The organism is Winogradskyella forsetii, assembly GCF_013394595.1.
GTDB lineage: Bacteria > Bacteroidota > Bacteroidia > Flavobacteriales > Flavobacteriaceae > Winogradskyella > Winogradskyella forsetii.
Window position 1 is genome coordinate 741,439 of sequence record NZ_CP053348.1, and the last position, 12,114, is coordinate 753,552.

Below are 12,114 nucleotides of genomic sequence, written 5' to 3' on the forward strand. Positions count from 1 at the left end.
TATAATCTCAACTATTTGATTTGGTTATTATTTTTTTCGACTAATAGTTAAGCCATCTCTAATAGGAAGTAATACTGTCTCAATCCGTTCGTCATTTTTAAGAAGGGTATTATAATCTAATACGGCTTTAGTGGATTTGTCTTTTTCATCCAAGGGTTCAACAACTTTTCCGTGCCACAGCACATTGTCTGAGAGTATGATACCACCTTCATTCAATTTGTCAATTATTAAATGGAAGTAATTAGAATAGTTAGGTTTGTCTGCATCGATAAAGACAAGATCGAATGTTAAGTTTAATTTAGGAATAATATCCAGTGCACTTCCTGTGTGTTGAATTATTTGCTTTCCAAATTCAGATTGGTCAAAATACTTTCTTTGAAAATCCACTAACTCTTCATTGATATCAATAGTGTGTAACGCTCCATTTTTTTCCAACCCTTCTGCTAAGCACAATGTAGAATAGCCGGTAAAAGTTCCTAATTCTAAAATTGATTTCGGACGAACCAATTTAGATATCATGCTTAACACACGACCTTGATAGGGTCCGCTCAGCATAATAGGTTGTAATACTTTTTGGTAGGTTTCTCTAGTCAACTGTTGCAGCAATTCTGGTTCTTGTTCAGAATGAGCAATAACATAGTTATCTAAATCTTCAGGCAAGAAATGCATATTGACAATTATTTATAGAAAATGAATTTTATGTTATTCTGCAGTATTTTCTTTCGGCAATTCTAGTTCTTTTTCTTTCGTTTCAGCAGATTTACCGATGAAGAATAGAATAGCACCTAAAACAATAAGACCTATTTTTATTGCCCAAGCTGCGGATACTCCTAATTCATCAATCTGACCCAAAAACATAATAGTTAGTCCAAAGTATGGTAATACGATAAGCGCAATACCAATAACAGCCAAGTAACCTCCAATTTTTTTCATAATTATAGTAGTTGATTAGACTTTAAATATAGAAATATTATTTGGTTCAAAAGTTTTTAAGATGTGATTCGAGAAATTAATTTTTCTTTGGCAGCTTCATCATCTCCGCATAACCATTGAATAACATTATCTTCCCAAATAGCATTACGTTCGGGTTCCGTTATTATTTTTCTTTCTGCGGCCAAGTCCAAAATTTTGCCAGGATAAGACGATTGCTTTTCGCTTTCCATTTCACCAAGTGGATAGGGATCATCCAATCCCATTATAACTTGTTTCGAACCTTGGTTTCTAATTAGTAATTCCAGTCCGCCAGTATCGTGTACTAAGGTGTCAAAGAATATGTTTTTATGTCCAACTGCTTTTCTTGGATGGCTTTTTCCTTCAAACAGATCTGCGCGTCCGTCAAACCCTTGAATACGTCGCCCTAAATTTATTTGTGCTAATTGCCCGCCATGAGCAAAACAAACACGCATGTTTTTATACTTTTCGTAATAACCATTTAAAGTTAAAAAATGGTAAGCATCTGCGCATTGTGCCAACATCCAAATTAAGTGAAAACGCCAAGAGGTATTTTCTAGTTTTATAAATTTTTCGCCATCGTAAGGGTGAATTTCTACGGCGAGATTGTACTTGTCTGCTAGTTCAAAAATAGGTTCGTTTTCTTCATCAAAAATACAACGCCATGTCCCAATAGTATCCATATAATGCGTGGGTAAACATAACAATTGCATACCTAAAACTTCTACACAGCGCTCAATTTCCCAACAAGCACCTCTGACAAAACCTGGGTGAACCACAAAGCCACATGTAAATTTACTCGGATTTTCATGTTGGATTCGCGCATTAAAATCATTTTGAAAGCGCAAAGCTTGCTTCATTTCTTCTAGGCGCAATCCGTTTCCATAGAGTTGAGACAAATTTAAGACGACTGCATGGTCTATTTTGAAATGCTCCATCCACGCTAATTTTTCGTCCAAGAAAAAACTTGAATCGGTAATAGGTCTGTTCCAATCCTTCTGAAGCATGAATTTACGATCTTTATCAACCCAGAAAATCCCTTTATCTTTCATAAATTCAGGAATTTGTTCAGGATAGGGAAGAAGATGCGAATGTCCGTTTATTCTTAGTTTACGAGCCCCTTCTAACTTACCCAAAGGGGAAGAACTCTTAGCGTTGTCTTTCATAGTTTAATCTATAATTTTTCCTTTTTGGGAATTATAGGGATTTTTAATTCATAGTTGTTATGCTGAGCGCGCGGTCAAAGTATGTCGTTTGACATTTCTGCGAAAGCCTGATTTTTTTATAAATTAGAGTTTCGTTTTTCCCTTTTGGGGAAGTTAGAAGTAGCTTTTACTCTACCTTTACCTTTTTCGGTGGTTCCATTACCGCTCCGCAATTAGGACATTTGCGTTTATCCTTATCGCCATAGTATTTATCAAAAATTACAGGCATATCGGTTTCAATATTTTCTACGGTAAAATCTTCTTCATAGAGTTTAGTGGTACAATTTTCACAGAACCAAACCAAGGCATCTTTTACACCTTTTTCTCTAGGATATTCAATAACCAACCCTACGGTATTTGCGCCTCGTTGCGGAGAATGTGGAACTTTAGGAGGTAACAAGAAAATGTCACCTTCATTAATATGAATGTCTTTAGGTTCGCCATTATCAATGACTTTTAAAACCATATTTCCTTCAATCTGATAGAAAAATTCTGGTGTTTCATTGTAGTGGTAATCTTTTCTGCTGTTAGGTCCACCAACGACCATAACAATAAAATCACCATCTTTCCAAACCACTTTATTGCCAACGGGTGGCTTTAGTAAATGACGGTTGTCTTCAATCCATTCTTTAAAATTTATGGGAGGATATAATTTACTCATGATAATAGAAGCCCATTCTAGCCTTCCCAGAGGGGAAGGAACTCTCACTCGGGCAGATAAGAGTAGTTGTTAAACAAATCTGTACATTAGCAATGAGTGTAAAAGAAAATATGACATATTGATATTACAGCCATTAAATAAATAATTCCACTAATATACAAAGACCTCATAGGTTTTGAAAACCCGTGAGGTCTAATTTTTCATTTTTGGTTCGGTTTTTTATTCGATTGTTTTCCGTAACAGTTCGCTTCCCTTAGGGAAGGGTTAGGGATGGGATTAAAGACTCTTTGTCCTTCCTCCATCAACTGGAAGATTAATTCCGTTGATATAGCTTGCACGTTCACTAGCCAAAAATGTAATAGCATCTGCGAGTTCCTCAGGTTTTGCAAAACGTTTAGCAGGTACAGCATTTTTCATGGCATTGGCAGATGCTTCTTCCGTATGACCAGACTTAGCGGATTTGTTTTTAATAATTTGGGTTAGGCGCTCTGTTCCTGTAGCACCTGGTAAAACATTGTTTACCGTTACGCCGAATTGCCCTAATTCATTTGCCAAAGTCTTACTCCAATTGGCGACAGCCCCTCTAATGGTATTGCTTACACCAAGGCCATCTAAAGGTTGCTTTACAGAGGTTGAAATTACATTTATGATTCTGCCATAACCTTCTTCTTTCATAAATGGAACGACGGTTTGAGCCAAAACATGATTACATTTGAGATGTTGTGTAAAAGCCGATTCAAACTCCTCAACTTTAGCGGAAAATATGGGGCCACCAGCAGGACCACCAGTATTATTCACTAAAATATGAAAGCCATGATGTTTTGTTATATAATCTGAAACTTTAGTTTTTAAGTCATCAGGATTTGAAAAATCAGCCACAATATAATCATGTTGTCTTTGTTGAGGCAATTCAGCTAAAGTCGCTTTTAGTTTGTCCTCATTTCTAGCAACTAAGGTTACTATGGTACCTTCTTGAGCCAAGGCTATGGCCGTTGCTTTTCCTATTCCTGCTGTGCTTCCGCAGACTAGTGCGTATTTGTTGTTTAGTTGTAAATCCATAACATTTCCTGCTAAAGCAGGAATCTTTTTTAAGTCTCACTGAAGAAATTTCAGTAAAACGTATGATTAATAATTTCTTTTCAATTTATGAGATTCCTGCATTCGCAGGAATTGGATTAATACTTTATACATACATTCTTAGCCTCTGTAAAAAATCGTAAAGCTTCAAATCCACCTTCTCTGCCAACTCCAGATGCTTTTACGCCACCAAAGGGCGTTCTTAAATCGCGCATCATCCAAGTGTTTACCCAAACAATGCCTGCTTGTAGTTCGTTGCTCATTTTCATGGTACGTTTTAAATCATTCGTCCAAAGCGTTGCGGATAAACCGTATTTTACTTTATTTGCCATTTCTAAAACGTCATCTTCTGATTTGAAGGGCATTATAGTCACTACTGGTCCAAAAATTTCTTCTTGGTTCACTCGGCATTCATCACTAGTGACTTCGATAACTGTGGGTTTTAAGTAATAACCGTTTTCGGATCCTTTTATCGTGACTTCATTTCCGCCACATAAAACAGTACCGTTTTCGTCTTTGGCGATTTGAATGTATTCTTTTACTTTTTCTAAATGTGGTTTGGACACTAACGCTCCTATATGCGTATCTTCATTTGAAGGATGACCAACTGTTAACGCTTTTACTTTTTCAACAAAATCTTTTTTGAATTGATTATAAATGGACACTTCAACAAAAATACGGCTTCCACATAAGCAAACCTGACCTTGATTAGCAAACGACGAACGAACCGTAGTGGCTAACATATCTTGATAATCGCAATCAGCAAAAATGATATTTGGATTTTTTCCGCCTAATTCCAATGATAGTTTTTTAAACATTGGTGCAGCGACTTTTGCGATGTGTGCACCTGTTGCTGTTCCACCTGTGAACGAAATGGCTTTAATATCTGGATGCTCAATAATGGCTTGCCCTGTGGTTGTTCCTAATCCGTGAACGATATTCAATACGCCTTTAGGTAAACCAGCCTCATTACAAATTTCGCCTAATAAATAAGCCGTCATTGGAGTGACTTCGCTAGGTTTTGCAACTACGCAATTTCCAGCAGCAATTGCAGGCGCAATTTTCCAAGTAAATAAATAGAGTGGAAGGTTCCAAGGGCTTATACAACCAACGACGCCAATAGGTTGACGTAAGGTATAATTAATAGCTTGTTGTCCTACACTTTCATGACTTTCACTAGCGAATTGGGTAATAGCATTACCAAAAAAACGAAAATTACTTGCGGCTCTAGGAATATCAACTGCTTTTGCTAAACTGATAGGTTTGCCGTTGTCTTTGCTTTCGGCTTCTGCTAAACGTTTTAAGTTAACTTCTAATAATTCTGAAATTTTTATGAGAATTCTACTTCGATCTTCTGGCGTAGTTTTGCTCCAAATTGGAAATGCAGATTTGGCAGCACTGTATGCTTTCTCAACATCTTCTTTTGTTGAATTAGGAATTTGTCCGTAAACTTCTCCGTTGGAAGGGTTGTAGTTGTCTATCCAATGGTTATTGATTGGGTTTTGGAAGTTTCCGTTAATGTAGTTTTGAATATTCATTTTATCCATTCACTTAATATCAATTTTGTAACCCATTTATTATTTTCCTTTTCAAAAACTAAATGCTCTCCTGTTGGACCATGTTCAGCTTCCATATAAGCTAAATTTAATTCTTTATTAAAAATAGGTGTACTCAAATAGAGTATGCCATCTGATTTTAATAATTTTTCAACTTTTAATAATGAATCTTCAGAAACGTGATATTCAATTTTTAAATCATTATTGTTGAAATGATAAGTAGTTAATTTATCTTGATTTATGCTTTTGAAGCCAAAATTAATCAGCTTTTGATTATTTAATTTGTTTATTATTTGATTTCTAAGAAAAGCTGTGTCCTTTGATTTTAAAGTTATCGATAAGTATTCTGTAATCGTTGGATATTTTAAGGTACCATTAATTTTAGTAGGATAACTTTTACCTTCTACATTAGTTATATAAATGTATGGGTCATTATATCTTTTGAAATTAATATGAGATGTATCATCTAATACTTCATTTAGAAAAGTTATTTTGAACTCATCTGTGATTATTGGATTTCCATTTATATCATAATTTATTACGTGCGGCTTGTTATAGTGACATGAGAGAGTCAAAAACAAAACAAATAAATATTTATAATATAATTTCAATAGAATTATTTTTTAAATATGAGATCCCTGCCTGCGCAGGAATGCAATAACCTTAATTTCAACCACCAAATCTGGATGCGGCAATTGATGCACAGCAACCGTTGTTCTAGTGGGTCCTGTTTCTTTTTCGAAAAACTCAGCATAAGCTTTGTTGTAATCTGCAAAGTCATTCATGTTTACTAAAAACGACGTGACGTCCACGACATCTTTTAGGCTTGCGCCAACTTTAGCTAAATTTTTTTCAATGTTTTTTAATACTTCTTGGGTTTGCGTATAGGCATTTAAACGTTTGGTTCCCATCTCATCTATGATATCAACACCTGCAATGGTATTGTCTGGTCTTCGAGAACTTGTTCCTGAAACGAAAATAAAATCGCCAACTTGCTTTACATGTGGATATGCGCCTCTTGGTGTGACATCACTACCGGTTCCTGCGGACGCAGGAATCTCATCGTTTTTATTGCTCATTATCTTAGATTTTCGATATTCAATTTCCTAAATTGATTTAGGACTTGAATTTTTAATTTGTTCATTTTTCAAACTATTCTTCATTTTACTTTTTCAAACCTACTAGATTTTAGATGCTGTATCAAGTTCAACACATACCTCAAGTTAATTCTGTTTCAGTACCTTACTGAAGGCTTGCTGCGCGCAGCCTAAGTAGAAAGCTTAGGATGGGATTCCTGCAATTCTATCATCTTCCAGAATCGCTTCAGTTTCCGCGTTTACTTTTTCTAAAATGTCTTTTAAATCATCTTCTGATGACATTACTTTATCAGTTAACATATTCAAAATAGCCTTGTCTTGGGCTCTACCTTTTAGCATAGCATGTCTATAACCAATGTTTTCATTAAAGGTAACCAAACTATATTTTGAGGAATACTCATTTGGAAATTCTTTTTCCAAAGCCATTTCAATTTTACGTTTTTCTTGAAAAATAGGATTGGATACATGTCCTTTCATTTCATGGAAATTATCAATCGCTAAATCGGCAATGGCATCGGTATCTTTCTTTCGGTTTTTTTCGTAAGCTTTAAATGTGGCTTCCCAACCTGCCTCGCCGTCAGGCAGGCTTTCTAAATTTTGGTCCAGTACTTTGTCGAATTCAACAACATCTTCAAACGAGGCGTTCATGCCTTGGCCATAAAATGGCACAATAGCATGAGCAGCATCTCCCATTAACAGTGTATTTCCTTTATAGTGCCAAGGCGAACATTTTACGGTGCCTAATGCTGCTGTTGGATTGTCAAAGAAATCTTCAACAAGATTTGGCATTATTTCCAAGGCATCCGGAAATTCTTTTTGGAAGAATTCTGTGACCAATTCGGGTGTTGTTAAGTTATTGAAATTGTAGTCCCCTTCATCAAAACTTAAAAATAAAGTAACCGTAAAACTGCCATCTAAATTTGGTAGTGCAATAAGCATAAAACTACTTCTTGGCCAAATATGTAAGGCGTTCTTGTAGGTCTTGTAATCGCCAGTTTCAGTTGGAAGAATACTGAGTTCTTTATAACCATGGCTTAAATAATCTTGTGAAAAACTGAATAAGAATTTTTTGCTTAAATAGTAACTTTTACGCAAAGCGGAACCTGCGCCATCCGTGGCGATGATACAATCGGCATCTTCTATAAACTCATCTTTGGAGTCATAATCTTGAAATAACGCTGTGGTCCTTTCAAAATCAACAGATTTACATTTTTTGTTGAAATGGATGGTAACATTGTCGTGTGTTTCGGCTTCGGTCAATAACAAAGCGTTTAATTCGCCTCTGGAAATTGAATTGATGTATTCGTAGTCCCTTCCACTATAATTGGATAAAAAGGTGTTGCCTTCTTTATCGTGAAGCATTCTACCGTTCATAGGAATGCATAATGCTTTCACTTTGTCTTCTATGCCGACAAGTTTCATGGCTTTGATTCCTCGGTCTGAAAGTGCCAAGTTAATGGAACGACCAGCAGATATATCTGTGGTTCTCAAGTCTGGTCGCATTTCGTAAACGGTTACGTTAAAACCTCTTTGGCCCAGTCTTAGTGCTAGTAGGCTTCCGCAGAGTCCTGCTCCAATTATTAGTATGTTTTGAGCCCGAGCCCCTTCTAAATCTTCCCCATTGTGGAAGCCTTTTTCACTGTTATCGGTAATTTTGTTATTATTCATTTTGTAAACTAATAATTTTTTATGTTGTAGAAGCTAGTTCCAATAATTATAAGAAGGGACTGTTGTTCTTTTTAAATCTTAAAAGTATTGAAAATCGAGAATGTTAATTGCGTTCTCAGTTCCCTTCCTCAGGAAGGGGCAGGGAAGCCTTTTTCAGGATGTGCTTTAACTTTTCAACCATCAAATAAACATCCTCAAATGAATTATATAACGGTACAGGCGCACATCTAATTACGTCTGGTTCTCGCCAATCACTAATGACTCCTGCTTCAGTTAGTTCATCGTATAATGATTTTTCAGCATTCAACACTTGAATCGATAATTGGCAACCACGTTCATCAGGATTTTCCGGTGTGATGATTCGGATGGTGTCATCACCCAAACCTTTCAATAGATATTCAAAATAACCGGTTAGTTTTTTCGATTTTTCTATCAGTTTTTCAATTCCAACCTCATTGAACATATCCAGCGATGCTTTAATAGCAGCCATTGATAAAATTGGTGGATTGCTCAATTGCCAACCTTCGGCTCCTGGCAACACATCAAATTCATGTCGCATATTAAAACGTGTGACCTTATTATGGCTCCACCAACCCGTAAATCGGTTGAGGTTTTTATCATGGGCATGTCTTTCGTGGACAAAACATCCAGATAAACTCCCTGGCCCTGAATTCATATATTTATAAGTGCACCAAACGGCAAAATCTGCTCCAGAGTTGTGTAAGTCTAAATTAACGTTTCCTGCACCATGCGCGCAATCAAAACCCACTTTACAATCGTTATGGTGTCCAAGATCCGTAATACGTTTCAAATCGAAAAACTGACCCGTATAATAATTCACACCTCCAATCATAATAAGGGCAATCTCATGGCCATGTGTTTTGAGAATAGACTCTAAATCCTCGTAGCGTAATAATTCTTCGTCTTTTCTAGGTTCCCAAAGGATTAAACCGTCCTTATCATCAAAGCCATGATGTCTCAATTGTGATTCTACGGCATATTTATCGGAAGGAAAGGCATCACTTTCAATCAGGATTTTATAGCGTTCCTCAGTTGGTTTGTAAAATGAAACCATCATAAAATGAAGATTCGCAGTTAAGGAATTCATGGTTACGACTTCAATGGGTTTTGCACCCACTAAATTCGCTGTAGCTTCTGTTAAAAATTCATGATAAGGAAACCAAGGATTTTTGGCGTCTGTATGACCTTCAACACCAAGGTTAGCCCAATCTTCTAATTCTTGATTGATATACGTCTTGGTTGATTTCGGTTGCAAGCCAAGGGAGTTTCCACAGAGGTATATGAGTTCATTTCCGTTTTCATCTTTTGGAATATGAAACTGGTCTCTATAGTGCGATAATTCGTCTAATTGGTCTTGTTGTTTTGCATAATCAAGACCTGGTTTATAATTGGACAATTTGTTAGGTTTTTCGGTTATTATACCAAATAAACAACAAAATGATGAATTAAATTCCTTTCTATTTAAAGATAAAATAGAACTGTAACTAAGGCTATGCTTATATTTTCTATATTAATCTAAAGAAAATATAATTCAAATTTAGCATCAATAATTTTGTTATTCATTTGCTATTAACAAAAATAAGGATTTAAAGTGAAGGATTAAAGGCGTATTTTTAATAAGAAATTTAGTTATCTTTAAAGAAAGATATGAGTTATGGGAAAGACAAAAGAATATTCTAATGGAGATGTCACAGTGATTTGGGAAGCCGAAAAATGTATTCATTCAGGTATTTGTGTAAAAGGTTCACCAAATGTATTTCAACCTAATGAAAGACCTTGGGTTAAGATAGATGGTGCTTCAACTGACGAAATAGTTAATACAGTTAAGAAATGTCCGTCTGGAGCTTTAAGTTTTTATATGAATAATGAAGATGACAACACCTCAGAAACGCTTGAAACAAAAGTCGAAGTTTTAGAAAATGGACCACTATTGGTTTATGGCACTTTGAAAGTGACCCATAAGGATGGCAACGAAGAAACTAAAAACAAAACTACAGCGTTTTGCCGTTGCGGTATGTCTCATAATAAACCCTATTGTGACGGCGCACATGTAAAAGAAGATTTTAGGGATTAATTCAACTAGACATTTTGCATTCTGCCTACGGCTTTTGCAAAATGAGTTTCATTAAAAAATAAAGCACTTTACCTTTGCAGATAAAGTGCTTCGAATATATAGACGCCAAAAGGCGGAAAATGTAAGCTATACGTTAAGAAAAAACGTGAACCTTACATTATAGGTTGCAAAAATACAGTCTTATTTCTCATCATCCAAAGTAATACTAACATCCGTAAAATTTAGATTCCAGTTGCCACCTTCCATTTTGTGATCAGTGGCAATTTTAATACCGTTGTATTCCTTATAATTTTCGAAGGTCGTCGCCATAGTTGGTTTTTCAGCATTTCCTTGTCTAAAATTCCATTCTTTAATCATATAATCATTATCATAAAAAATATCATAAGCATCGCCTGGTGTGTAGCCACCTTCCTCTGGATAGGTCAATGTGATCATATTCATTTTAGTTTTGCTAATTGGTGCTTCTACGTTTTTGGCTTCAGAAATGCTTGCTGAGGTATCCCAAACCAATTGAAATGGGACTAATAACCAAAATTTATCATTGACAAAATTACGATCCGCATTTGGAGGCACACTGTCCAATCTTGTTCTATTGAACCTTACTATTTGTTCACCAGCATGCATTACGATACTATCGGTTTTAGGATACCACTTCCAAGCTCTGCCGTCTCCTTTGATCGTATCTCTGTCAACTTTAAAGGTGAATTTTACTTCTTTAACGTTTTTCCAATTTTCGAAACCATGCGCGTTGGCAATTTTTCTGGCAACTGTTGGTTCTTTTTGAATTTCTTTTAAGTGATTTTCTGACTTATCCGATTTACATGCTGAAACTAGTAAAAGGCATATCAAACTTATATATAAAGACTTCATATTAAAAAGTTGTTTAAATTACGCTCAAAATTAATCAACTATGAATGAGCATACTAATTATTTTGAAGTAAATAAAGCCACTTGGAATGAAAAAGTAGCTATACATGCACAAAGTGATATGTATAATATAGATGCTTTTAAAAATGGAAAAACATCGTTGATGCCTTATGAATTAAAAGCATTAGGCGATGTAAGAGGTAAATCATTGTTGCACTTGCAATGTCATTTTGGTCAAGATACTTTGAGTTGGAGTCGGATGGGAGCCAAGTGCGTTGGTGTGGATTTGAGTGATGAAGGTGTGAAATTGGCGAAACAATTAAATTCTGAGTTACAGCTTGATGCTGAGTTTGTTTGTTGTAATGTTTTAGACACCTCCAAGCATATTTCTGAAAACTTCGATATTGTATTTACGAGTTACGGAACTATTGGCTGGTTGCCAGATTTGAAACTTTGGGCAAAAATGATTTCAGAACGACTGAAAGAAGGTGGTACATTTTATATCGTAGAGTTTCATCCCATTGCTTGGATGTTTGATTATAATGAAGGCCAACCAAAAATGATATACCATTATAGCCAAGATGACGTAATTTATGATGAATATGAAGGCACCTATGCTAATCAAGAATCAAAAATGGTAAGTAAAGAATATGGCTGGAATCATGGATTGAGCGAAGTAATTAATTCACTTATTGACGCCGGATTACAAATTGAATACCTCAATGAATATGATGAAAGTCCATATGATGTGTTTCCTGATTTGATTAAAACGAAATCAGGAATGTATAAAATGAAGGACCAATTGTTTCCTATGATTTTTGAGTTGAAGGCAAATAAAATGAAGTCGCTTTAACCGCTCGGCTCTGACCTGCAAGGTTTCAAAAGCTTTATAGACCTTGAAAAAAGATATAAATACCTACAAGGTTTTTGAAACCTT

General features: G+C 35.6%; 13 protein-coding genes. 2 read left to right on the forward strand and 11 right to left on the reverse strand.

The features are described 5' to 3' along the window. Positions 1-27: 27 nt before the first annotated feature. The 10 genes from HM987_RS03100 to kynU all read right to left on the reverse strand — a co-directional run bounded on the left by HM987_RS03100 (position 28) and on the right by kynU (position 9,632). On the reverse strand, positions 28-669 hold the full coding sequence (locus tag HM987_RS03100; protein WP_179005136.1) for an O-methyltransferase: 642 nt from the start codon (positions 667-669) through the stop codon (positions 28-30). 33 nt (positions 670-702) lie between these two features. Continuing rightward, the gene (locus HM987_RS03105; RefSeq protein WP_179005138.1) at positions 703-933 is read right to left on the reverse strand and encodes a hypothetical protein; all 231 of its coding nucleotides are present in this window, start codon (positions 931-933) and stop codon (positions 703-705) included. A 56-nt stretch (positions 934-989) separates the two neighbouring features. Next, positions 990-2,117: an amidohydrolase family protein gene (locus tag HM987_RS03110; RefSeq protein ID WP_179005140.1), complete on the reverse strand. Its 1,128-nt coding sequence runs from the start codon at positions 2,115-2,117 to the stop codon at positions 990-992. A gap of 166 nt (positions 2,118-2,283) precedes the next feature. Then, the gene (locus tag HM987_RS03115; protein ID WP_179005142.1) at positions 2,284-2,817 is read right to left on the reverse strand and encodes a 3-hydroxyanthranilate 3,4-dioxygenase; all 534 of its coding nucleotides are present in this window, start codon (positions 2,815-2,817) and stop codon (positions 2,284-2,286) included. 276 nt (positions 2,818-3,093) lie between these two features. Beyond that, a complete protein-coding gene (locus HM987_RS03120) occupies positions 3,094-3,876 on the reverse strand; it encodes an SDR family oxidoreductase (RefSeq protein WP_179005144.1) in 783 nt (260 codons plus the stop codon). Between the two features lie 116 nt (positions 3,877-3,992). Next, a complete protein-coding gene (locus tag HM987_RS03125) occupies positions 3,993-5,432 on the reverse strand; it encodes an aldehyde dehydrogenase (protein WP_179009851.1) in 1,440 nt (479 codons plus the stop codon). Continuing rightward, positions 5,429-6,061, reverse strand: a complete 633-nt coding sequence (locus HM987_RS03130; protein ID WP_179005146.1) for a hypothetical protein — start codon at positions 6,059-6,061, stop codon at positions 5,429-5,431. The genes HM987_RS03125 and HM987_RS03130 overlap by 4 nt, the downstream gene beginning before the upstream one ends. 12 nt (positions 6,062-6,073) lie before the next feature. After that, complete coding sequence (locus HM987_RS03135; protein WP_179005148.1) at positions 6,074-6,529, reverse strand: RidA family protein; 456 nt, start codon at positions 6,527-6,529, stop codon at positions 6,074-6,076. A gap of 201 nt (positions 6,530-6,730) precedes the next feature. Then, entirely contained in the window at positions 6,731-8,215 is a 1,485-nt protein-coding gene (locus tag HM987_RS03140; protein ID WP_179005150.1) for an FAD-dependent oxidoreductase, read from the reverse strand. 115 nt (positions 8,216-8,330) lie between these two features. Continuing rightward, positions 8,331-9,632 carry a kynureninase gene (gene kynU, locus HM987_RS03145; protein WP_179005152.1) on the reverse strand — a complete coding sequence of 434 codons (1,302 nt, stop codon included), beginning with the start codon at positions 9,630-9,632 and terminating at the stop codon, positions 8,331-8,333. 258 nt (positions 9,633-9,890) lie between these two features. Between kynU and HM987_RS03150 the strand changes: the two genes are divergently transcribed. Next, entirely contained in the window at positions 9,891-10,310 is a 420-nt protein-coding gene (locus HM987_RS03150) for a (4Fe-4S)-binding protein (RefSeq protein WP_179005154.1), read from the forward strand. Between the two features lie 180 nt (positions 10,311-10,490). Here HM987_RS03150 and HM987_RS03155 read toward each other — a convergent pair whose 3' ends face one another. Next, positions 10,491-11,180 carry a hypothetical protein gene (locus HM987_RS03155; protein ID WP_179005156.1) on the reverse strand — a complete coding sequence of 230 codons (690 nt, stop codon included), beginning with the start codon at positions 11,178-11,180 and terminating at the stop codon, positions 10,491-10,493. Between the two features lie 40 nt (positions 11,181-11,220). Between HM987_RS03155 and HM987_RS03160 the strand changes: the two genes are divergently transcribed. Further along, complete coding sequence (locus tag HM987_RS03160) at positions 11,221-12,030, forward strand: class I SAM-dependent methyltransferase (protein WP_179005158.1); 810 nt, start codon at positions 11,221-11,223, stop codon at positions 12,028-12,030. Positions 12,031-12,114 lie beyond the last annotated feature (84 nt).

What these genes read in the sequence shown, in the direction of transcription:
- HM987_RS03160 (WP_179005158.1), top strand. Translation starts at nt 11,221, where the DNA reads ATGAATGAGCATACTAATTATTTTGAAGTAAATAAAGCCACTTGGAAT.
- HM987_RS03125 (WP_179009851.1), bottom strand. Translation starts at nt 5,432, where the DNA reads ATGAATATTCAAAACTACATTAACGGAAACTTCCAAAACCCAATCAAT.
- HM987_RS03155 (WP_179005156.1), bottom strand. Translation starts at nt 11,180, where the DNA reads ATGAAGTCTTTATATATAAGTTTGATATGCCTTTTACTAGTTTCAGCA.
- HM987_RS03115 (WP_179005142.1), bottom strand. Translation starts at nt 2,817, where the DNA reads ATGAGTAAATTATATCCTCCCATAAATTTTAAAGAATGGATTGAAGAC.
- HM987_RS03105 (WP_179005138.1), bottom strand. Translation starts at nt 933, where the DNA reads ATGAAAAAAATTGGAGGTTACTTGGCTGTTATTGGTATTGCGCTTATC.
- HM987_RS03100 (WP_179005136.1), bottom strand. Translation starts at nt 669, where the DNA reads ATGCATTTCTTGCCTGAAGATTTAGATAACTATGTTATTGCTCATTCT.
- HM987_RS03120 (WP_179005144.1), bottom strand. Translation starts at nt 3,876, where the DNA reads ATGGATTTACAACTAAACAACAAATACGCACTAGTCTGCGGAAGCACA.
- HM987_RS03110 (WP_179005140.1), bottom strand. Translation starts at nt 2,117, where the DNA reads ATGAAAGACAACGCTAAGAGTTCTTCCCCTTTGGGTAAGTTAGAAGGG.
- HM987_RS03140 (WP_179005150.1), bottom strand. Translation starts at nt 8,215, where the DNA reads ATGAATAATAACAAAATTACCGATAACAGTGAAAAAGGCTTCCACAAT.
- HM987_RS03135 (WP_179005148.1), bottom strand. Translation starts at nt 6,529, where the DNA reads ATGAGCAATAAAAACGATGAGATTCCTGCGTCCGCAGGAACCGGTAGT.
- HM987_RS03150 (WP_179005154.1), top strand. Translation starts at nt 9,891, where the DNA reads ATGGGAAAGACAAAAGAATATTCTAATGGAGATGTCACAGTGATTTGG.